This window comes from Streptomyces sp. NPDC002276, assembly GCF_053891435.1.
In genome coordinates this window covers 155,444-175,586 of the sequence record NZ_JBSFCQ010000019.1, presented here as the reverse complement: position 1 = coordinate 175,586, position 20,143 = coordinate 155,444, and the positions used below count along the sequence as shown (strand labels likewise).

Below are 20,143 nucleotides of genomic sequence, written 5' to 3'. Positions count from 1 at the left end.
CGACGTGCATTCATCCGATCGTGTGAGGATTGGTCGTAGGGCTGACGGTCCCGGCCGCCCGGTGGGCTGTCAGCGGTCGGTCGTACAGTGGCGTAGGCATGTTTCGTGCCTTACGACTCGTGGGTGCTGTGAGGGAGGCGCTTGCCGTGGGTGAGTTGCGGTTCGTCCGGATGGGGTTCGGCGCGGACGCCGTCGAGTACCAGGAGGCGTGGGACGAGCAGCGCCGGGTGCACGCGGCCCGCTTCGAGGACGCGGTCCCGGACACCGTGCTGCTCCTCGAACACCCGCCGGTCTATACGGCGGGCCGCCGCACGCAGGACAACGAGCGCCCGCTCGACGGCACCCCGGTCGTCGACGTCGACCGCGGCGGCAAGATCACCTGGCACGGCCCCGGCCAGCTCGTCGGCTACCCGATCCAGAAGCTGCCCCGCCCGGTGGACGTCGTCGCGCACGTACGGCGGCTGGAGGAGGCGCTGATCGGCGTCTGCGCGGAGTTCGGCGTGGAGACCAGCCGGGTCGAGGGGCGCAGCGGGGTGTGGGTGCTGGGCGATCCGGTGGAGCAGCGGCCGTCGATCGGCGGGCTGTCCCTGGACTTCGACCCCCGGCTGCACGACGAGGAGTTCGACCCCCGGATGAACGGCCCGGAGTACGCGCCCTCGAACGCCGGCCAGCGCCGCGAGGACCGCAAGATCGCCGCGATCGGCATCCGCGTCGCCAAGGGCGTCACGATGCACGGCTTCGCGCTGAACGTGAACCCGGACAACCGCTGGTTCGACCGCATCATCCCGTGCGGCATCCGCGACGCGGGCGTGGCGTCGCTCGCGGCCGAGCTGGGCCGGGACCTCACGATCGACGAGGTGCTGCCGGCGGTCGAGCGTCATCTGAAGGACGTACTGGAGCACGCGGACCTGAAGCCCCGGGAGATCGAGAAGGCGACCGCCTGACCCGGGAATGTGACTTTCCGCTCTGCGGTTGGCCTCAAGACGGGGGCCTGAAATCACGGGCGTACCCTGGTGTACGCCGAAGAATCGAAGCTACAGGGAGCCGATGTGTCCGCAGTCACCCCAGACGGACGCAAGATGCTGCGCCTGGAGGTCCGGAACGCCCAGACCCCCATCGAGCGCAAGCCCGAGTGGATCAAGACCCGGGCGAAAATGGGTCCCGAGTACACGAAGATGCAGGCGCTCGTGAAGAGCGAGGGCCTGCACACGGTCTGCCAGGAAGCCGGCTGCCCGAACATCTACGAGTGCTGGGAGGACCGCGAGGCGACCTTCCTCATCGGCGGCGACCAGTGCACCCGGCGCTGCGACTTCTGCCAGATCGACACCGGCAAGCCCGAGGCCCTCGACCGCGACGAGCCGCGCCGCGTGGGCGAGTCCGTGGTCACGATGGACCTCAACTACGCCACGATCACCGGCGTCGCCCGCGACGACCTGGCGGACGGCGGCGCCTGGCTGTACGCCGAGACGGTCCGTCAGATCCACCAGCAGACGGAGTCCCGCGAGGGCGGCCGCACGAAGGTCGAACTGCTCGCCCCCGACTTCAACGCGGTGCCGGAGCAGCTCGCCGAGGTCTTCTCGTCCCGACCCGAGGTCTTCGCGCACAACGTCGAGACGGTCCCGCGCATCTTCAAGCGCATCCGCCCCGGCTTCCGCTACGACCGCTCCCTCAAGGTCATCACCGAGGCCCGCGACTACGGTCTGGTCACCAAGTCGAACCTGATCCTCGGCATGGGCGAGACCCGCGAGGAGGTCAGCGAGGCGCTGCGCCAACTGCACGAGGCGGGCTGCGAGTTGGTCACGATCACGCAGTATCTGCGGCCTTCGGTGCGTCACCACCCCGTGGAGCGCTGGGTGAAGCCGCACGAGTTCGTCGAACTCAAGGAGGAGGCCGAGCAGATCGGCTTCTCCGGTGTCATGTCCGGCCCACTGGTGCGCTCTTCGTACCGTGCCGGTCGCCTCTACCAGATGGCCATCGAGAAGCGTGGCGCGTACGTGGCCTCGCAGGCGGTCTGAGACCACATCCGCAGACCACATCCGCTTTACTGTCGTGTGAATTCGCGCACAAGCGGCTACCCGCCAGTAGCACCCGTCGTCGGCGCGGTCCTGACCGTCCTCCCAGTTGAGGGCGTTCATCAGGGCCGCGTCAGCGTTTCGGCCCTCCGCATCAAGGTTTCATTGGCGTTTGACCGGTCGGTCACGCCCTGGTAACACCAAACAGTGACACTCGACTTACAGCACGTAGCCCCATACCCAGAGCCGTTCCGAGGGGGGACCTCCACCATGCAGGCCGCACCCGTCCGCGCCACCGCCATCCCGTCCGTCACCGACGCCCTGCGCGCCGTCGAGTCGCTGCTGATGAGCGGCGGCCAGCGCACCGCCCGCCGCAACGCCTGGACCTCTGTCCTTGAGGACCGCCGCCGCGCCAAGGACCGCGTCGAGGCACAGCTCGTCCTGGAACAGTCCCTCACCTCGCACTCCTGACTCCCCCTCCTCCGGGCACCGCCGTCGTCGGCGCTCCGGGAGCCACGTAGACTCGTGGCATGGCGAGGAAGGACACGACAGCGGACAACGCTGCGAACCCCGGGCGACTCAAGCAGATCGTCCTGACGTACAAGATGACGCGCAAGGCCGACAAGACGATCGGTCTTGTACTCGCGGCTGTCGGAATTGTCACCTTCGGTGTCTTCCTCGCGATCGGCTTCTTGCTCGGTCATCCCATCTATCTGGGCATTCTCGGCCTGCTGCTCGCCTTCCTCGCGACGGCGATCGTCTTCGGACGACGCGCCGAGCGTGCCGCCTTCGGGCAGATGGAGGGCCAGCCGGGCGCTGCTGCCGCGGTGCTGGACAACATCGGCCGGGGCTGGACGACGACTCCGGCGGTGGCGATGAACCGCAGCCAGGACGTGGTGCACCGCGCGGTCGGCAAGGCCGGCATCGTGCTGGTCGCCGAGGGCAACCCGAACCGGGTGAAGTCCCTGCTGGCGGCCGAGAAGAAGAAGATGAACCGCATCGTCGCGGACGTCCCGGTGCATGACGTGATGGTCGGCACGGCCGAGGGTCAGATCCCCCTCAAGAAGGTCCGTACGACGATGCTCAAGCTCCCGCGTGTCCTGACGGGCCCGCAGGTGACCGCGACCAACGACCGGCTGCGCGCGATGGGCGACCTGATGAGCAATATGCCGTTGCCAAAAGGTCCCATGCCAAAAGGGATGAAACTCCCGAAGGGCGGCGGCAAGGCCCGCTGAGCCTCGGGCCTGAGCCCCGGGCCGCCGAGGCTCAGGCCAGCGTCCTGAACCCGCGGTCGTAATACACCATCGGGGAGCCCTCCCCCAGTCGCACACCCGTCACCCGGCCGATCAGGACCGTATGGTCCCCGGCCGGGTGTCGTGCGTGTGCGGCACAGTCCAGTTCGGACAGGGCCCGCTCGACCGTCGGCAGCCCGCCCGGACTGAGACACAGGCCCTCGGACGCGAACTTGTCGGTGCCCTTCGTGGCGAAGCGCAGGGCGAGCGGGCGGTGGGCCGGGGCCAGCACGCTCACGGCGAAACGGTCGCAGCACTCGAACGACGGCGCCGAGTCCGCCGAGTTCGCCAGGCACACCAGCACCATCGGCGGCTCCAGCGAGACCGAGCAGAACGAACTGGCGGTGAATCCGCGGGGTGTGCCGTCCCCGCAGCGGGTGGTGACCACCACCACGCCCGAGGGGAAGCGGGCCATGGCGGCCCGGAAGTCCTCGGGCTCCACGGCGGCTTCGGCTTCCAGTACTTCCTGACGCTCCGTCATGACGGTGCACCACCTGTTGGCCTCTGCGGGCCTTCGTGGAGGCCGCCGCGAGTTCAGTGGCCTCGGGACGGCCTCGGACACGGCTCACCGACGGTGATCGAGATCGTCACCCGGCTCCAGACCGACTATGCGGTCACCACCGGGGACCGGCAACCGGGGCCGCCTCAGTGCACGGCCCCCGCCCCTTGCTCTCCGGCCAGTGCCCAGGCGCCGTAGGCCGCGCCGGTCGTCTCGAAGGAGAGGGCGACATGGGAGGCGGCGCTGTTCACGTCCCGCCAGAAGCGCTGCACCGGGTCGGACGAGGACTGGCCGGAGGTGCCGCCGGCGCGGAAGACCCGGTCGACCGCCGAGACCAGCAGCTCCACCGCCAGGGCGAGGTCGCGGGCGCCGCGGACCGCCGCCTCGCCGTCCGGGACGTGTTCCGTACCGTCGGCCACCGACGCCGTACGCAGGATGAGAAGTTCGGCGGCGTCCACCTCGGCCGCCGAGCGGGCCAGGGCGACCTGGGTCGAGGGCTTCTCGCCGACGGCCTGTCCCCTGCGGTCGACGCGCGCCCCGGTCCGGGCGATCCAGGCCCGCAGCGCGCCCCGGGCGGCGCCGACCAGCGGGGCGGCGAACGGCAGCGCGCTCACGGCGTACATCGGGACGAGGTGGCAGCGCGCGTCCGACGCGGGCGCCCGTCCGGCATGGACCGCCGACCGGGGCAGCGTCCGGTGCTCGGGCACGAAGGCGTCGGTCAGGAGCAGCGTGTCGCTGCCGGTGCCGCGCATCCCCACGGTGAACCAGCTGTCCTCGATGGCGAAGTCCGCCCGCGGCACGGCGAAGAACCGCACCTCGGGGCGCGCGTCCGGGTCGACAGGGCCCTCGCTGGGTACGGCCGCGCAGGCGAGCGCCCAGTCGGCGAAGTGCACCCCGCTGATGTACTTCCACTCACCACTGAGCCGCCAGCCGCCCGCGACCGGTTCCGCCTTGCCGGACGGCATGAGCGCGCCGGCGAGCAGGGCGTCGGGGCCGTCCGCCCAGATGTCGGCCTGGCCCTCCTCGGGCAGGAACGCCCCGTACCGCCCGGCGTACGCGGCCAGCGAGGCGGCCCAGGCGGCCGAGGTGCAGCCCTCCCCCACCAGGCCGACCGCCAAGGTCACCTCGGCGAAACCACCGGCCTCGCCGCCGTGGGCCCGCGGTACGAAGTGCCGGGCGAACCCCGCGTCCCGCACCGCCTCCACCACCTGCGGCGAGAGCCGCCGGGCACTCTCCGCCTCGTCCGCGTACCGGGCCGCGATCTCCGCGACCATCGGCGCCCCGGCCACGACCGTCGACTTGTCGCCTGCTGCCATCCTGCCCACCACTTCCGTCGGGAACGGCGACAGTGTCCCGGTCACGGCCGGTCCCGGAGCGCACCCCGGGCCGGGACCGGCCGACGGTCACCCGCCCGGCACGGCAAAGGGGCGGCCCGGGTCCTTCCGGGGCGCCCCCTTTGCCGTACGACCGCTACCGCTCAGCTCCGGACTTCCACCGTGCGCGCCAGCCGGTCGTGGAGGCCGCGGCCGTCGCGGTCCCAGATCAGGGCCGGGATCGCGATGCAGAGCAGGGCGGAGCGGAGCAGGGCGCGGACGGGGTTGGGGCGGCCGGTGTCGAGGGCGTAGACGCGGAGGCCGAAGAGGCGCTTGCCCGGGGTGAAGCCGATGGTGCCGACGGTGAGGAGGCTCAGGACGAAGAAGACGAGGAGCGCCCAGTTGCCGGTCGCCTCCGGCTTGTAGCCGTGGGTGAGCAGGCCGTATGCGATCAACAGGCACAGGGCCCAGTCGACGGCGAGGGCGCCGAGGCGGCGGCCCGGGCGGGCGATGGAGCCGGGGCCGTGCTCGGGCAGGCCGAGCTGCTCGCCGCGGTAGCCGAAGTCGACACCTGCCCGCTCGGCGGCTTCCCGGGGCCCGGAGAGCCATGAGCCGATTGCATCCCTGTTGTCCACCCGTCCACGGTACTGCCCCCGTTCTGCCATGCGGACAGGAGGGGCCAGGCGGCCCAAGACCGGTTAACTTGGGCGAAACAAATGGGTCACGCCTGAGAAATCCCCCGTCCTTAAGGTCGGGTCCAGCGTGTGCCACCGCACTGGCCGCACGAACGAACTACCACCCCGGCACGGACGGTCGGGAGTAGGAGGAGCTGGATGTTCCAGAACGCCGACGAGGCCAAGAAGTTCATCGCGGACGAGGACGTCAAGTTCGTCGACGTCCGATTCTGCGATCTGCCGGGTGTGATGCAGCACTTCACGCTGCCGGCGACGGCCTTCGACCCGGATGAGGAACTCGCCTTCGACGGCTCCTCGATCCGCGGCTTCCAGGCCATCCACGAGTCCGACATGGCGCTCCGCGCCGACCTGTCGACCGCGCGCGTGGACCCCTTCCGCCGCGACAAGACGGTCAACATCAACTTCTTCATCCACGACCCGATCACGGGCGAGCAGTACTCCCGCGACCCGCGCAACGTGGCGAAGAAGGCCGAGGCGTACCTCGCCTCCACCGGCATCGCCGACACCGCGTACTTCGGTCCCGAGGCCGAGTTCTACGTCTTCGACAGCGTGCGCTTCGACACCAAGTCGAACGAGGCCTTCTACCACATCGACTCCGAGGCCGGCGCCTGGAACACCGGTGCGGTCGATGACAACCGCGGCTACAAGGTCCGCTACAAGGGCGGCTACTTCCCGACCCCGCCGGTCGACCACTTCGCCGACCTGCGTGCGGAGATCTCCCTGGAGCTGGCCGCGTCCGGCCTCCAGGTCGAGCGCCAGCACCACGAGGTGGGCACCGCCGGCCAGGCCGAGATCAACTACAAGTTCAACACGCTGCTCGCCGCGGCCGACGACCTCCAGCTGTTCAAGTACATCGTGAAGAACGTGGCCTGGCGCAACGGCAAGACCGCGACCTTCATGCCGAAGCCGATCTTCGGTGACAACGGCTCGGGCATGCACGTCCACTCGTCGCTGTGGGCGGGCGGCTCCCCGCTCTTCTACGACGAGGCCGGCTACGCGGGTCTGTCGGACATCGCCCGCTACTACATCGGCGGCATCCTCAAGCACGCGCCCTCGCTGCTCGCGTTCACGAACCCGACGGTGAACTCGTACCACCGCCTGGTCCCCGGCTTCGAGGCCCCGGTCAACCTGGTCTACTCGCAGCGCAACCGCTCCGCCGCGATGCGCATCCCGATCACGGGCTCCAACCCGAAGGCCAAGCGCGTCGAGTTCCGCGCGCCCGACTCCTCCGGCAACCCGTACCTCGCCTTCTCCGCCCTGCTCCTCGCGGGCCTGGACGGCATCAAGAACAAGATCGAGCCGGCCGAGCCGATCGACAAGGACCTCTACGAGCTGGCCCCCGAGGAGCACGCGGGCGTCGCCCAGGTCCCGACCTCCCTCCCGGCCGTCCTCGACCGCCTTGAGGCCGACCACGAGTTCCTCCTCGCGGGCGACGTCTTCACGTCCGACCTGATCGAGACGTGGATCGACTTCAAGCGCACGAACGAGATCGCCCCGCTGCAACTGCGGCCGCACCCGCACGAGTTCGAGCTGTACTACGACGTGTGATCGACGCCGTCGAGAGCTTCTGGGGCCGCCATCCGCGAGGGTGGCGGCCCCGGCCGCGTTGTGTCTACTCGGCAGAGGGTTCGGGGATGCGCCAGACGATCCGGAAGCGCTCGGCATCGGGCAGGCCGGGCCGGCCCACCGGACCGAATCGTTTGACGAGGTATCCGAAAACCATGTGCTGAGCCTCCTCCGAGACCTCCTCCCAGGTGTCCGGAGTCACGATCATCACCTCGCGCATGAGGCTCATGTCCGACTCGGCCTCCAGCATCTCGGCCCGGTCGTCCCTGTTCATCTCCTCGTCGGCGCGCATCGCGCGGATCGAATCCGCGAGGAGGTTGGGTTCACGGCGAAGGCGCCGGAGGATCTCCCGGCAGCCGTACTGGAACCCCACGTACATCTCCATGGCCTCACGGTCGGGACTGTGATAGCCGTACGGCGAGCCCTCCTCCGCCCCTACGTAGTCCCCCTTCAGCGTGTGCAACAGGACACGCATCGCGTGATCGGCGCCCTGCTCCTCGATGAACTTCACCATCGCGCGAACCCACAGGTCCTCCGACACCAGCGGCTTGTGCGGTACGGCGAGCGAGGGGTGGATCTCGATGGCGCTGAAGGGGTTGACCAGCGTGCCCATGACCAATTCCGGGGTCCAGTTGCCGTCCTCGCCTCCCCAACCGCCGTGGGCGATCTCCTGGAACGACTTCAGCGCGCCTGCTTCCCCTTCGTGGATCGCGCGCCACAGCGGCAGGAACCTCGCCGTCTCGGATTCGGCGTCCCGGGGCGGGCTGCACAGCTCCGCCAGGACCACGACGATGTCGTGGACAGTCTCCCAGCGCGGCACCCGAATCCCGTTGACCGCGGCCCGCACGCTCTCATGGCTGGCGCCCGACAACAGGTCGTCGCGCCGACGGATGAGCATGCTCAGCTTCCGCCAACTCGGCTCACCCGCCGCACGACGCAGTTCCCCCAGCGCTTCGGCCAACTCCTGGTGCGCGCCCGCCGGTTGAGCCGCGGTCTCCACAACGGTCACCTGGAATTCCTCCCCCTCACGGTGTCACGTTCCGCCAACACCGTAGAAGCCGCAGGCCAGAGCAGAGTCAGCTTTCGTCAAGTTCCCGGTCCTGCCCGTCAAACCGTGACTCGCGGACGCGCGACGAGGTGAGCATGGAGGAGGCGCCGATGGAGCGCCTTCGCCCGAGGAGTCGCCACGCATGCATATCCCTTCCTACGCCCATGCCACGATCCGCGCCGCCCTGCCGACCATGCCCACCTCACGCCACGTGGGCGCGCTGGACTGCTGTCTCTGCGACGAACCGTTCGGCGAGGAGCGGGGGGTCGTGCCACTGGGGCCGACACCGACGTCCGGGTGGTTCGGCTGTCCCCCTTGTCTGACCCGACTGGTCGCGCGGGCACGCCGGTCACGTGATACCCGGTTGGTCCATGACGCCGAGCAGGCCAGGACGGATTCAGCCCGGTGGGAGGCGGAGTCCGAACGGTACCTGGCGGACATCACCGGTGTGCGCGAGGCTGCCGAAGCCGTCGTCCAGCTCGCCGACGAGGAAACCGTGGACGCCACGCGCATCGCCTGGCTCCTGGTGTCACTGGAGTCGGCGTACGCGTGGGCCCCCGAGGACGCGCCCGAGCCACCGACGTCCCTCGGCTCCGACGACAACGGATTGAAGGACGAGCAGTTCCGACTGAATTTACAGATGATCTCCGCACGCGAAGCGGTCGCGAACCGGCTCGCGTATCACCTCATCAACCGAGCCGCCCCTGCGGACCCCGACTTCTGCGCGGAGCTGGAATGCCCCGCGGACTGCGACGGACGGCACGACACCGACCACATCGACTGCGGCCCCGACGCGATCTTCGAGGATCTGGCAGAACACGGGGTGACGATCGACCGCCCGGATGACGTGGCCCACCCCTCCCCCGCAGTTCCGGAGCGGTCCGACCTCGCCATCGACAGCGAAGCCCTGATCGCCGTGCTGACCCACTGCGGCATCGGCCCGGACGACACGGAACTCCTCGTCAGTGCGGCAGCGGTCGGGCTCGTGGCTGTCGCCTGGCGGGACGGGCCGCTGGACGAGATTCGTGAGGCGGCCGGAGGACCCAGCGACGGGGAGGTCTTCGCGCAGAGTGTCGATCTGTATCGCCGGGCCAGGACCGCCCTGCTCGCCGCCCGGGACGACGGACCCGAGGCACTGCTCGCCTTTCAGGCCGTCGCCTCCGACGTGGACCTTCCGTGGGCCGGCGGTTCGAAATTCACCCTGCGCGGCTGTGGCGAGCCCACGGCGGAGTTCGTCCAGAACGTCGACGACCGGGTCTGGTACACGTCGAAGATCATGCGCGAACTGGGTTGGCGGACCGGGGTGTTGCACCGGGCCGCGTCGGCCGGACTGATCGATCCCGCCCCATTCGGCATGCCGGGATGGCCCGCGGCCGTCGCGTCGGCCATGGAGGAACTCTCCGCCCTCGACCGCTCGGACGCGCCGGAGGCACTGGCCGATCCGGCGTCGGTGCGGGCCGCGTTGCTCGAAGCACCCGACCGGCTGGGCATCGACGCCCTCGACTGGCTGTGCGGCCGTGCGCTGCTCGACCAGTAGTACCGACGGGGAAGGCGGAAGCACACCATGCGGTGGGACGACATCACCCTGGCCATCCTCGCCGGGTTCGGCTGTGTGACACTCCTGTTGGCCCAGGTCAACGACCTCCTCTCCAAACTGCCGGAGGTCATCAGGGCATGGCGTCGAGTACGGCGGGAGCTGACCGACGGAGACGGCACGGCGGGGGAACCTTCGGGCGGGGCGGAGGACGCCGGGTAGTCAACAACTGGCTTTCCAGACAGCCCGCGATCGAGGGATCATCTTCACTTACACGGTTGTTCGAGAGGGGGACTCGGGGATGGGACACCGACAAGACGACAATGAGCACGAGTTCGACATCAAGTGGGCCGACAGTGCCGAGCACAAGGAGCCTTCCGCGCGGGCCCGGATGCTCGCGGCGCGCTGGAAGGAGAATCCTCCGGGGCCGGTGCCGTTCCGGGGTGAGCCCGAGGGGGTGGGGCCGCGGCGGTCGTCGTGGATGTCGACGGTGATCGTGTTGGGGAGTGTCGCCGCGGTCATCGTGTTGCTGGGGTACGTCAACTTCAGGGCGCCGTAATGGAGATGAACCAGAAGCGCGGCGCGCAGGTCGGCCTCGGTGATCCCCTCGCGTGGCTGTGGCTGGACGAGGCGTTGCGGCGTGAGCCGTATGCGCCCGCCGGGCTCGCCGAGCCCGAACTCGCGATCGCGCTGTGCCACCGTGACGGCAGGGTCAGGGAGGCGGCGCTCCAACAGGCCGTCGGGTACCCGGCGTTGCTGCCGCTGGTCGTCGTCCGGTGTGCCGACTGGGTCGGGCAAGTGCGGGAGCGGGCGCGGGAGTTGCTGGCCGAGGCCCTCGACGTGGAGACCGGTGTGGCGCTCGCGCCGCTGATTCTGCTGTCCGGGCGGCGGGGGCGGGGTGCGTTCGCCGTCGAGTTGCTCGACACGGTGCTGCGCCCGGCGTCCCTGGAACAGCTCGCTCCGCTCTTCGTCGACACCGACCGTGCCGTGCGTCGGCATGTCTACCGGCTCGCTGTCGAGAGGGGTCTCCTCTCCCCCGCCGAACTCGCCCGCGCCGCCGCCCGGGACACCGACGCGGTCGTACAGACCCTGTGCGCGGACGCCGCGCTCGCCGCCGTGGCGAGGAGCGGGGCGTACGGCGAGGTCTTCGGGCCGCTGCTCGGGGCGCGGAGTCCGCGGGTCCGTTCCGCCGGGGTCGCCATGCTTCGGGCGGCCGGGCGGACCGACCTCGCGGTGGGGTTCCTGGCCGACCGGGCCGCGGTCGTGCGGGCCTGCGCGCGGTATGTCGTACGGCGGGACGGGGTCGATCCGCTGCCGTTGTACCGGGCGTGGTGCGCGGCGCCGGAGCCGGTGCCCGGGGCCGTGATCGGGCTGGCGGAGTGCGGTGGGCGGGCGGACGCCGAGTTGCTGTGGACGCTCGTCGGCCATCCGGCGGGCGCGGTGCGGGCACGGGCCGTGGCCGGGCTGCGGGTGCTGGACGCGGCCGACGTACGACGGTTGTGGCCGCTGCTGGACGATCCGGCGGCCGGGGTCGTGCGTGAGGTGACGGCCGCGCTGCTGCCGTCCGCGGAGCTGGTGCCCGAGGAGTGGCTGACGGAGCGGCTGGGGGCGGGGTGGCCCCGGCCGGTGCGGGTCGCCGCGTTCCGGCTGCTCGACGCGCGGGGCGGGAGCGTACGGCGGCGGGCGGCCGAGGCGTTGTCGGACGATCCGGACGTGAAGCTGCGCGGGTGGGCCGAGCACGCCGTAAAGCGGGGGTGAGGACCGGACCCGGATTCACAGGCACCTTTTGCTCCGCCTAGGCCCGATCGGGACCGCTTCATGGGAGAGGCCGGGTGCACACTGGGCGTTGGGACGAGTGCCTGACTGCGGGGTGATGGCAGATGCAGAGCCGCTTCCGGAGCGACCGGCGGTTGACCATACGTATGGGTCTGACGCTGTTCCTGCTCGGGCTGTTGTACGTGGCGTTCGTGGCCGCGCTGATCGTGTTGCTGAAGTCCTGGGTGCTGGTCGTGGTGGTGGCCGGCGGGCTGCTCGTCGCGCAGTACTGGTTCTCCGACCGGATCGCGCTGTACGCGATGAAGGGGCGGATCGTGGAGCGGGAGGAGTATCCCGATCTGCACGGTGTGATCGACCGGCTGTGTGCCGTGGCCGACATGCCCAAGCCCGTCGTCGCCGTGTCCGACATTGATATGCCGAACGCGTTCGCGACCGGGCGGAACGCCGACAACGCCGTCATCTGCGTGACCACCGGACTGCTGCGGCGGCTGGAGCCGGCCGAGCTGGAGGGTGTGCTCGCGCACGAGCTGTCGCATGTGGCGCACAAGGACGTGGCCGTGATCACGGTGGCCTCGTTCCTCGGGGTGCTCGCCGGGCTGATGGTGCGGTTCGCGTTCTACTCGCAGATCTTCCGGGGGCGGAAGGACCAGAACACGCTGGCCGTCTTCGCCGGGATCATGGGGATCTCGGCGGCCGTGTACGCGATCAGCTTCCTGCTGATCAGGGCGCTGTCCCGGTACCGGGAACTGGCGGCGGACCGGGCGGCGGCCCTGCTCACCGGGAAGCCCTCGGCGCTGGCCTCCGCGCTCACCAAGGTCGACGGCGACATCGCGAGGATTCCGACGAAGGATCTGCGGACGGCCCAGGCCTTCAACGCCTTCTACTTCACGCCGGCGACCGGCACCGAGCCCGGCTTCACCAAGTACTTCTCGACGCACCCGAGCCTGGAGCAGCGGCTCGACCAACTGGGGCGGATCTCCGCCGAGTTGGGTGAGGCGGCGGTGCCCGGCATCGACAAGGCGGGCTGAGTATGGGGTTGTTGGACATCCTGCTCGGCCGTACGAAACCGGTCGCCCCCGATCTCGACCAGCTGTTCGCGCTGCCCTCGGCGGCGGTGACGCTGGAGGCGGCGGCCGGCTTCCGGGCGACCGGGCGCGGTGCGGTGTGCTTCGCCACGGTGGAGGGCGGGGCGTTCGAGCAGACGCACCGGGAGGTCCAGGCACTCCTGGACGCGGACTCCGAACGCACGGGCCCCCCGGTGGAGTTGACCCAGGACGCCTACGGCTACTCGTGGCTGGTCTCGCGCCGATCGCCCGACCAGCTGTCGGCACTGGTCAACGATCTGCACGCGGTGAACAGCGCGATGGAGGTCAACGGCTTCGGGCCCCAACTGCTGTGCTCGCTGGCCGGGTTCGAAGACGGAGGGGCCGACGGAGGGCGACGGCTCGCGCTCGTCTATCTCTACAAGCGCGGCACGTTCTTCCCGTTCGCGCCGCTGGCCGGGGACGGGCAGCGGCGCGACAGCTCACTGGAACTCCAGGTCAAGTCGATGCTCGGCAACGACCTGCGGATCGAGCAGGATCTGAGCCGGTGGTTCCCGGTGTGGGGCGCCCCCGGCCTGTAGGTCCTGCCTACTTCTTCTCCCGTGCCTGCCGACGCGACTCCAGGGGGCGTTCGCGCTGGTAGCGGCGCTCCCACTTGGCCTGCTTGTCCCGGCGGTCGCGGTACGCGCGGTAGCTCGACGGGGTGGCTCCGCCTCCCGAGGAGGAGCCCGCGGCCGACGAGGACGACGTGGAAGATGCAGAAGAAGACGAGTCCCGGCCGTACTGCACGTACAGGAAGAGGACGGCGACCGCGGCCAGCCACCAGACGTGGTTGCCGAAGCCGAAGACGACCAGGACGACGGTCCCGGATATGACGATGGTGCCCATGACGGGCCTCCGTGGGCGTGGGTGGGTGTCCGAGCGGTGTGAACCTGCTCCCGACAGGGCGCTGGGGTGGGCGGCCGACCGTCGGTTGGTTGGGTGCGACAGAGACTAGCGCCGACTCCGCAGGGTGACGCCTGCCCTGCGCGAAACGGTGGTGACCTGCTCCGCAATGCGTCTCCAGCGTAGGGAGTCGGTCACTCGGTGTGCATCTTCTTTTTCGTCGGGTGTGCTGTGTGCCGGTGTCAGATGCCCGGTGCCGCCGTCACCACGCCCGCCTCCACCGCCGCGTCCAGCACGGCGTGGTCGGCGGCGGTCTGGGTGGCGTAGGCCGAGGCGAAGTCGGCCACGGCGTGTTCGAAGGTGTCGGTGCCGCCCAAGTACGCGGCGATGGCGACCCGGTCGCCGGAGCGGGCGTGGGCGCGGGCCAGGGCGGTGCCGCACAGGCGGCCGTAGGCGAGGAGTTCGGCCGGGCTCATGCCGGCGACGTCCGCGGAGCCCTTCATGTCGCGCAGCTGGCGCCAGTAGAAGGCGCGGCCCTGCGGTCCGGTCATCCAGCCGAGGAAGATGTCGCTGGCGGCTTGCAGCAGGCGTTGGCCCGCTACGACACGGTGGCCGGGGTGGACGTACGGGCCGCTCGGCAGATGCTCCTCCAGTACGGACTTCCGCGCCTCCTTGATCTGGAGGAACAGCGGGTCGTCCTGGTCGCGGCCGGAGAGCAGCACGATGAAGCAGCGGGTGCCGACGCTGCCGACGCCGACGACCTTGCGGGCGGCGTCGACGAAGCGGTAGCGGTCGAGGAGCAGGCGGCGCTCCTCGGAGAGGGTGGAGCGGTAGTCGCTGAAGATCTTGCGTACGGCGGCCATGTCCGAGGCGCCGGCCGGTTCCAGCAGGGGCGGGTCCTGGACGATACGGCGGCGGCCGTCGACGGTCTCGGTGAGCTTGCCGACGGCGTGCAGGCTGGTGCGGCGGCGGGCGCGGGTGAGGCTGGACTCGACCCGGCGGCGGTTGCGGGCGGAGCGGACCAGGGGCAGCAGGCTGTCGGCGTCGATCCGGTCGTACCAGACGGCGAGTTCGCCCTTCCGGGCCAGGGCGCGGAGCGCCGTACGGTACGTGGCGGTCGCCTCCAGCGCCGCGCGGTGGGCCTTGGTGTCGCCGTGGCCGTTCTCGCGGGCGGCGACGGCGATGCTGGCGGCGAGGCGTTTGACGTCCCACTCGAAGGGGCCCGGGAACGTCTCGTCGAAGTCGTTGAGGTCGAAGAGCAGGGCACGTTCCGGGGACGCGTACAGGCCGAAGTTGAGGAGGTGCGCGTCCCCGCACAGCTGCACGGTGAGCCCGGTGTGCGGCTGGGACGCGAGGTCGGCGGCCATCACGGCGGCCGAGCCGCGCAGGAAGGCGAAGGGGGAGGCGACCATCCGGCCGTAGCGGATCGGGAGGAGTTCCGGGAGTCGGTCGCGGCCCTGGCGTTCCAGTACGGCGACGGGGTCGGGGCGGTCCACGGAGGGGATCCAGCCGGCGTGCGCGGACCGGGCAACGCGTTTGCGCGCGGCGCGGCCACGCTCCGCTCGGTCGGCCGGTGTGGTCATGTACGCAGTGAAACCGGGTGGGCGTGGGGACGCATTCCGTGCACGGCGATCAGGTGAACGAACAGATTGCTCGCCCACCCACCCATCCGTTTACTGTCGGTCGAGCAGTCACCCTTCAAGCGGAGGTCCGGATGAGCAGCCCGCGCCACATCACCGCGGCCGAGCGGCGGGTCCGGCTCGCCCTCCGCCACCGTCTCGCCGCGAGCACCCGCGCCGGAACGCCCGAAGAAGTCGCCGACTCCCTCGTCGCCCTGCACGGCTCGGACCCGGCGACGGTGTTCCTGGCCGTCGGAGCGCGCCTCGCCGACCCGGCGGTCACCGTGCCGGAGACCGCTCGCGCCCTCTACGAGGACCGCACACTGCTCCGTATGCACGGCATGCGGCACACGGTGTTCGTGTTCCCCACCGATCTGACCGCCGTCGTGCACGCCTCGACCGGACTCACCGTCGCCGCGCGTGAACGGGCCTCCCTGGTAAAGGACATGGCGAAGGCGGGGGCGCCGGACGCGGTCTGGCTGAAGGAGGTGGAGGACGCGACGCTCGCCGTGCTGGCCCGGCGCGGGCAGGCGACGGCGGCCGAACTCACCGAGGACGAACCGAGGTTGAGGGAACAGTGGGTGTACGCGGCCGGGAAGAGCTACGAGGGCGTCCACACCTTGTCGACCCGGCTGCTGAGGGTGCTGGGGGTCGAGGGGAAGGTCGTACGGGGCCGTCCGCTCGGCGGCTGGACGTCGAGCCAGCTGCGCTGGGCGGTGGCACCGGAACATCCCGAACTCGACGTGGCCGAGGCCCAGTCGGCCCTGCTGCGACGCTGGCTCACGACCTGCGGCCCGGCCACCGAGGCCGACCTGAAGTGGTGGACGGGGTGGCGGGTGACGGAGGTCCGCCGGGCGCTGGCGACGATCGGCGCCGAGCCGGTGTCCCTCGACGAGGGGGTGGGGTACGTCGCCGCCGGGGAACTCGATCCGCCGACCGGCCCCGCCGAACCGTGGGCGGCCCTGCTGCCCGCGCTCGATCCGACGGCGATGGGCTGGCAGCACCGGGACTGGTATCTGGCACCGGAGTTGCGCCCCGCGCTGTTCGACTACAGCGGCAACGTGGGGCCCACGGTGTGGTGGAACGGGCGGGTGGTGGGGAGTTGGGCCCAGCGGCCGGACGGGGAGATCGTGTGGCGCGTGCTCGACCGGACGGACGTCGGCCGGGAGGCCGAGGCGGCGATCGGCGAGGCGGCGGAGCGGTTGCGGGGGTGGGTGGGGGCGACACGGGTGACTCCGCGGTTCCGGACGCCTGTGGAACGGGAGTTGTCGGCGTAGGGGCACGCCTTTGTCGGTCGGCGTGCCTGCGCCGGGCACCCCAGGACCACGGGGCACCCGGCGCCACCCCTCAGCGCGAGTACCTCATCAGCGCCCGCACCATGTGACACGTCGTGTCCGACGGCGCGTGGACGCCGATCAGTTCGGCGGTGCTGCGGATCGTCTCGTTGCGGGCCTGGTTCGGGACGTAGACGCCCGAGTCGAGCAGGGCGATGGCCAGCCGCATCGCCTTGAGGCGGCGGTTGTGCGTGACGTACCACTCCCGCGGGCGGCCGGGCGGCAACGGCCGCTTCGCCACGGGCACGTAGGGCAGGTCGAGTTGGACGGAACGCTTCGCGGTGGACTGGGTCGGCAGCGGCTTCGGCTTCAGTGCGGCAGCGGGCACGGACATCCTCCTGTCGCGGTCAGGGCGCCGTCCGGACCCCCCGGCGACACCCTCGAACACTGCTTCTATTCTACTGCCCACCACTGACAAATGCCCTGGCCACAAGGGCTGTTGAGGGCGCTGTGACGCAGGTGGAAGACGGGTTTTCGCGCACCTAGAGCCCCTTGGATCCACAACTCCCGTGTGGCGTACGTCACTTCCGCGACTTCTGTGTCGGATGAGTTACATCGTTCGGCATCCCGTACATAGCGGCGTACGGTCCCCTACCCCACAGGAGACGCGCATGTCGCGCAGGAGAACTGCCAGCACGAAGAAGAAGCTGGCGCTGCTGGTCACCGCCGCGGCGGTCGCCGGAGGCGGGGCCTTCGCACTCGCCACCACGTCGAACGCGTCGCAGTCGTCGGCCCAGAACGCCAAGACACTGTCCGCCCCGAACTCGACGGTCTGCCAGGGGCTCGCCACCGCCCTCGGCAACAACCAGAGTTTCATCGCCGGCCAGAAGGCCAATCCCGACGCGCAGTCGGCGGCGCGGATCGCCAACCGCGAGGCGGTCATCGCGCAGATCAAGGTGCAGCAGAAGGCGTCCGGTTGCACGGTTGGGGAGTCGGCTCAGGGCTCCCAGGCCGCACAGCCCGCGCAGTCCGCACCCGCGGCCACTTCCAAGGCGACCCCTCCGGCGGGCAACACCGGCAACACCGGCAACACCGGTACGGGTGCCGCCGCGGGCAGCCAGGTGTGCAACGGCTCGACCGTCACGCTCTCCGGCGAGGCCGGTGCGCCCGCCGCCTCCAGCAACCAGTTCCCGGCGGGGACGACGCTGAAGGTCACCAACCTGGACAACAACAAGTCCACGACGGTGAAGGTGACTTCGGTCTCCGGCAGCTGTGTCCTGCTGAACAACGCCGCTTTCGAACAGGTCCGTGAGCCCGGCAAGTTCCTCATCCGCCGCGCTCTGATCCAGAAGGTGGGGTGACGCTCAGGGTCCGAGAAAACCGGTGAGGTGACGGCCCAATCGCTCCGGCGCGGCCTGCGGAAGCATGTGATGAGAGACGTTCGCGAGGATGTCGGTCTCCATGTGCGGCAGCAGTCCCGCCGCCCGGGTCGCCACCAGGTGCGTGTCATGGGTCCTGCTGCTTCCGGCCAGAAGCAGCAGGACCGACGCGTTGAGCCCGCGCAGCGCGTCCGGCGCCGGGCGGGGACCGGTCACCGGCTTCGCGGACGGGAACCCCGCGCCCGCCTCCTGGAGGCGCAGCCAGTCGGGGTCCAGCGCCGCTCCCCCGGTCTCCCACTCCAGGAACGCGCGGACCCGGCGCGGAGTGGGCCGTAGCAGCATCGGCAGCGCGTGCAGCAGATACGCCGTCTCGAACCCGGCGAAGCACTGGGTCGGGTCGAGGAGGAACAGACGGCGTATCCGGTCGGGCGCGTGCAGGGCGTAGTGCAGGGCGATCCAGCCGCCGTAGGAATGACCACCGAGGTCGGCGGCCGACGTCGGGCCGAGTCCGTTCAGGAGTGCGTCCAGCCAGGTCATCAGGTCGGCCACCGTGCGCGGGCGGCGGCCAGGGGCCGGGACGCTACGGCCGGGGAAGCCGATCAGGTCGACGGCGTGGACGCGGTGACCGGCCCGGGCGAGTTCGCCGGCCTGCGCGTACCAGGACGCCGAGGTCGCTCCCCCGCCGCCGGGCAGCAGCACGAGCGGACGCCCGTCGACGGGCCCGCACACATTCACGTACGTCTCCCCGAACGGCGTCGGGACGGTCACCGCCGCGCGCTCCTCGGGCCACTTCGCCATGACCTTGTCGTACGCGGACCCGAAGCGGTCGGGGTCGTACGTGCCGCGCGTGCTCATGCCCATCACCTCTCCCCTCCCCTTGATACCCCTGTCCCCTTGATACCCCTGTCCCCTTGATACCCCTGCGCGGGCGCCAACCCCATCGCATACGAGCCGTCCGGCCACCCCCGTCTGCGACTGCGAACAGTGCGCCGGGCGCGGGTGGGGTGAATCGCGCCACAGCACCACCAGGTAACACGGGGTTCACACTTGAGCAATGATCGGGAAATCGCATGTTGACAGGCTGCCCGGCATGAATCGCGGCGCTCCAGTGCCGCTGCGCCGCAGCACCCGCGAGTGCGACGAATGACCCACCCCGAAGGATGTGGCCCGTGACCTTCAAGGCTGAGTACATCTGGATCGACGGCACCCAGCCGACGGCCAAGCTCCGTTCGAAGACGAAGATTCTGGCGGACGACGCCAAGGGTGCCGAGCTCCCGATCTGGGGCTTCGACGGGTCGTCCACGAACCAGGCCGAGGGGCACTCCTCGGACCGCGTGCTCAAGCCGGTCGCCAGCTTCCCGGACCCGATCCGCGGCGGCGACGACATCCTCGTGATGTGCGAGGTCCTTGAGATCGACATGACGCCGCACGAGTCCAACACGCGTGCCGCGCTCGCCGAGGTCTCGGCCAAGTTCGCCGCTCAGGAGCCGATCTTCGGCATCGAGCAGGAGTACACCTTCTTCGACGGCTCCCGTCCGCTGGGCTTCCCCGAGGGCGGCTTCCCGGCCCCCCAGGGCGGCTACTACTGCGGTGTCGGCGCCGACGAGATCTTCGGCCGCGAGATCGTCGAGGCCCACCTGGAGAACTGCCTGAAGGCCGGTCTCGCGATCTCCGGCATCAACGCCGAGGTCATGCCCGGCCAGTGGGAGTTCCAGGTCGGCCCGGTCTCCCCGCTGGAGGTCTCCGACCACCTGTGGATCGCCCGCTGGCTGCTCTACCGCACCGCCGAGGACTTCGGCATCTCCGCGACCCTCGACCCCAAGCCGGTCAAGGGCGACTGGAACGGCGCGGGCGCGCACACCAACTTCTCCACCAAGGCGATGCGTGAGGGCTACGACGCGATCATCACCGCGTGCGAGTCCCTCGGCGAGGGCTCCAAGCCCCTCGACCACGTCAAGCACTACGGCGCCGGCATCGACGACCGCCTGACGGGCCTGCACGAGACCGCCCCGTGGAACGAGTACTCCTACGGCGTCTCCAACCGCGGCGCCTCGGTGCGCATCCCGTGGCAGGTCGAGAAGGACGGCAAGGGCTACATCGAGGACCGCCGTCCGAACGCCAACGTCGACCCGTACCTCGTGACGCGCCTCATCGTCGACACGTGCTGCTCCGCCCTGGAGAAGGCCGGCCAGGTCTGATCCGCCCCGC

22 protein-coding genes are annotated in these 20,143 nt (G+C 70.3%); 14 read left to right on the top strand and 8 right to left on the bottom strand.

Annotation, left to right across the window (positions count from 1 at the left end; translation table 11 throughout):
* Positions 1-146: 146 nt before the first annotated feature.
* From lipB to ACWIHT_RS37635, 4 genes are all read left to right on the top strand, one after another.
* Positions 147-944: a lipoyl(octanoyl) transferase LipB gene (lipB, locus tag ACWIHT_RS37650; RefSeq protein ID WP_456172961.1), complete on the top strand. Its 798-nt coding sequence runs from the start codon at positions 147-149 to the stop codon at positions 942-944.
* Positions 945-1,049: 105 nt separating this feature from the next.
* Entirely contained in the window at positions 1,050-2,015 is a 966-nt protein-coding gene (gene lipA / locus ACWIHT_RS37645) for a lipoyl synthase (RefSeq protein WP_456172960.1), read from the top strand.
* 267 nt (positions 2,016-2,282) lie between these two features.
* Positions 2,283-2,483: an SCO2195 family GlnR-regulated protein gene (locus tag ACWIHT_RS37640; RefSeq protein ID WP_019075886.1), complete on the top strand. Its 201-nt coding sequence runs from the start codon at positions 2,283-2,285 to the stop codon at positions 2,481-2,483.
* Between the two features lie 59 nt (positions 2,484-2,542).
* A complete protein-coding gene (locus ACWIHT_RS37635; protein ID WP_200715355.1) occupies positions 2,543-3,247 on the top strand; it encodes a DUF4191 domain-containing protein in 705 nt (234 codons plus the stop codon).
* Between the two features lie 31 nt (positions 3,248-3,278).
* On the opposite strand, the gene ACWIHT_RS37630 is transcribed toward ACWIHT_RS37635, so the two are convergent.
* From ACWIHT_RS37630 to ACWIHT_RS37620, 3 genes are all read right to left on the bottom strand, one after another.
* Entirely contained in the window at positions 3,279-3,785 is a 507-nt protein-coding gene (locus tag ACWIHT_RS37630; protein WP_200715354.1) for a flavin reductase family protein, read from the bottom strand.
* 164 nt (positions 3,786-3,949) lie between these two features.
* Entirely contained in the window at positions 3,950-5,119 is a 1,170-nt protein-coding gene (locus ACWIHT_RS37625; RefSeq protein ID WP_456172958.1) for an acyl-CoA dehydrogenase family protein, read from the bottom strand.
* 161 nt (positions 5,120-5,280) lie between these two features.
* Positions 5,281-5,751, bottom strand: coding sequence for an RDD family protein (locus tag ACWIHT_RS37620; protein ID WP_456172957.1), 471 nt, complete (start codon positions 5,749-5,751; stop codon positions 5,281-5,283).
* Positions 5,752-5,949: 198 nt separating this feature from the next.
* Between ACWIHT_RS37620 and glnA the strand changes: the two genes are divergently transcribed.
* The gene (glnA, locus tag ACWIHT_RS37615; protein ID WP_431250034.1) at positions 5,950-7,359 is read left to right on the top strand and encodes a type I glutamate--ammonia ligase; all 1,410 of its coding nucleotides are present in this window, start codon (positions 5,950-5,952) and stop codon (positions 7,357-7,359) included.
* Between the two features lie 64 nt (positions 7,360-7,423).
* Here glnA and ACWIHT_RS37610 read toward each other — a convergent pair whose 3' ends face one another.
* A complete protein-coding gene (locus ACWIHT_RS37610) occupies positions 7,424-8,386 on the bottom strand; it encodes a hypothetical protein (RefSeq protein WP_456172956.1) in 963 nt (320 codons plus the stop codon).
* Between the two features lie 181 nt (positions 8,387-8,567).
* Here ACWIHT_RS37610 and ACWIHT_RS37605 point away from each other — a divergent pair, with 181 nt between their 5' ends.
* The 6 genes from ACWIHT_RS37605 (at position 8,568) to pspAB (ending at position 13,359) form a co-directional block, all read left to right on the top strand.
* Positions 8,568-9,962 (top strand): hypothetical protein, encoded by a 1,395-nt coding sequence (locus ACWIHT_RS37605; protein ID WP_456172955.1) that lies wholly within the window; start codon positions 8,568-8,570, stop codon positions 9,960-9,962.
* Between the two features lie 27 nt (positions 9,963-9,989).
* Positions 9,990-10,181 carry a hypothetical protein gene (locus tag ACWIHT_RS37600; protein ID WP_456172954.1) on the top strand — a complete coding sequence of 64 codons (192 nt, stop codon included), beginning with the start codon at positions 9,990-9,992 and terminating at the stop codon, positions 10,179-10,181.
* A gap of 79 nt (positions 10,182-10,260) precedes the next feature.
* Entirely contained in the window at positions 10,261-10,518 is a 258-nt protein-coding gene (locus ACWIHT_RS37595; RefSeq protein WP_456172952.1) for an SCO2583/SCO2584 N-terminal domain-containing protein, read from the top strand.
* A 5-nt stretch (positions 10,519-10,523) separates the two neighbouring features.
* Entirely contained in the window at positions 10,524-11,717 is a 1,194-nt protein-coding gene (locus tag ACWIHT_RS37590) for a hypothetical protein (RefSeq protein ID WP_456172950.1), read from the top strand.
* 122 nt (positions 11,718-11,839) lie between these two features.
* Positions 11,840-12,763 carry a zinc metalloprotease HtpX gene (gene htpX, locus ACWIHT_RS37585; RefSeq protein WP_456172948.1) on the top strand — a complete coding sequence of 308 codons (924 nt, stop codon included), beginning with the start codon at positions 11,840-11,842 and terminating at the stop codon, positions 12,761-12,763.
* Between the two features lie 2 nt (positions 12,764-12,765).
* A complete protein-coding gene (pspAB, locus tag ACWIHT_RS37580) occupies positions 12,766-13,359 on the top strand; it encodes a PspA-associated protein PspAB (protein ID WP_456172946.1) in 594 nt (197 codons plus the stop codon).
* 7 nt (positions 13,360-13,366) lie between these two features.
* Here the strand turns inward: pspAB and ACWIHT_RS37575 are convergent, their stop codons facing one another.
* A complete protein-coding gene (locus tag ACWIHT_RS37575; RefSeq protein WP_456172944.1) occupies positions 13,367-13,666 on the bottom strand; it encodes a hypothetical protein in 300 nt (99 codons plus the stop codon).
* Positions 13,667-13,905: 239 nt separating this feature from the next.
* Positions 13,906-15,246 (bottom strand): DUF2252 domain-containing protein, encoded by a 1,341-nt coding sequence (locus ACWIHT_RS37570; RefSeq protein WP_456172942.1) that lies wholly within the window; start codon positions 15,244-15,246, stop codon positions 13,906-13,908.
* A gap of 131 nt (positions 15,247-15,377) precedes the next feature.
* Here ACWIHT_RS37570 and ACWIHT_RS37565 point away from each other — a divergent pair, with 131 nt between their 5' ends.
* A complete protein-coding gene (locus ACWIHT_RS37565) occupies positions 15,378-16,559 on the top strand; it encodes a winged helix DNA-binding domain-containing protein (RefSeq protein WP_456172940.1) in 1,182 nt (393 codons plus the stop codon).
* A 70-nt stretch (positions 16,560-16,629) separates the two neighbouring features.
* On the opposite strand, the gene ACWIHT_RS37560 is transcribed toward ACWIHT_RS37565, so the two are convergent.
* Positions 16,630-16,944, bottom strand: coding sequence for a hypothetical protein (locus ACWIHT_RS37560; RefSeq protein WP_200716533.1), 315 nt, complete (start codon positions 16,942-16,944; stop codon positions 16,630-16,632).
* Between the two features lie 283 nt (positions 16,945-17,227).
* Between ACWIHT_RS37560 and ACWIHT_RS37555 the strand changes: the two genes are divergently transcribed.
* Positions 17,228-17,917 carry a hypothetical protein gene (locus ACWIHT_RS37555; protein WP_456172939.1) on the top strand — a complete coding sequence of 230 codons (690 nt, stop codon included), beginning with the start codon at positions 17,228-17,230 and terminating at the stop codon, positions 17,915-17,917.
* A gap of 3 nt (positions 17,918-17,920) precedes the next feature.
* On the opposite strand, the gene ACWIHT_RS37550 is transcribed toward ACWIHT_RS37555, so the two are convergent.
* Complete coding sequence (locus tag ACWIHT_RS37550; RefSeq protein WP_456172938.1) at positions 17,921-18,790, bottom strand: alpha/beta fold hydrolase; 870 nt, start codon at positions 18,788-18,790, stop codon at positions 17,921-17,923.
* A gap of 314 nt (positions 18,791-19,104) precedes the next feature.
* Between ACWIHT_RS37550 and glnII the strand changes: the two genes are divergently transcribed.
* A complete protein-coding gene (gene glnII, locus ACWIHT_RS37545) occupies positions 19,105-20,133 on the top strand; it encodes a glutamine synthetase (RefSeq protein WP_456172937.1) in 1,029 nt (342 codons plus the stop codon).
* Positions 20,134-20,143: the final 10 nt, after the last annotated feature.

Coding starts and splice junctions, on each gene's coding strand:
- ACWIHT_RS37640 (WP_019075886.1), top strand. CDS start 2,283: ATGCAGGCCGCACCCGTCCGCGCCACCGCCATCCCGTCCGTCACCGAC.
- ACWIHT_RS37635 (WP_200715355.1), top strand. CDS start 2,543: ATGGCGAGGAAGGACACGACAGCGGACAACGCTGCGAACCCCGGGCGA.
- ACWIHT_RS37630 (WP_200715354.1), bottom strand. CDS start 3,785: ATGACGGAGCGTCAGGAAGTACTGGAAGCCGAAGCCGCCGTGGAGCCC.
- ACWIHT_RS37625 (WP_456172958.1), bottom strand. CDS start 5,119: ATGGCAGCAGGCGACAAGTCGACGGTCGTGGCCGGGGCGCCGATGGTC.
- glnA (WP_431250034.1), top strand. CDS start 5,950: ATGTTCCAGAACGCCGACGAGGCCAAGAAGTTCATCGCGGACGAGGAC.
- ACWIHT_RS37605 (WP_456172955.1), top strand. CDS start 8,568: ATGCATATCCCTTCCTACGCCCATGCCACGATCCGCGCCGCCCTGCCG.
- ACWIHT_RS37600 (WP_456172954.1), top strand. CDS start 9,990: ATGCGGTGGGACGACATCACCCTGGCCATCCTCGCCGGGTTCGGCTGT.
- ACWIHT_RS37595 (WP_456172952.1), top strand. CDS start 10,261: ATGGGACACCGACAAGACGACAATGAGCACGAGTTCGACATCAAGTGG.
- ACWIHT_RS37590 (WP_456172950.1), top strand. CDS start 10,524: ATGAACCAGAAGCGCGGCGCGCAGGTCGGCCTCGGTGATCCCCTCGCG.
- htpX (WP_456172948.1), top strand. CDS start 11,840: ATGCAGAGCCGCTTCCGGAGCGACCGGCGGTTGACCATACGTATGGGT.
- pspAB (WP_456172946.1), top strand. CDS start 12,766: ATGGGGTTGTTGGACATCCTGCTCGGCCGTACGAAACCGGTCGCCCCC.
- ACWIHT_RS37575 (WP_456172944.1), bottom strand. CDS start 13,666: ATGGGCACCATCGTCATATCCGGGACCGTCGTCCTGGTCGTCTTCGGC.
- ACWIHT_RS37570 (WP_456172942.1), bottom strand. CDS start 15,246: ATGACCACACCGGCCGACCGAGCGGAGCGTGGCCGCGCCGCGCGCAAA.
- ACWIHT_RS37565 (WP_456172940.1), top strand. CDS start 15,378: ATGAGCAGCCCGCGCCACATCACCGCGGCCGAGCGGCGGGTCCGGCTC.
- ACWIHT_RS37555 (WP_456172939.1), top strand. CDS start 17,228: ATGTCGCGCAGGAGAACTGCCAGCACGAAGAAGAAGCTGGCGCTGCTG.
- ACWIHT_RS37550 (WP_456172938.1), bottom strand. CDS start 18,790: ATGAGCACGCGCGGCACGTACGACCCCGACCGCTTCGGGTCCGCGTAC.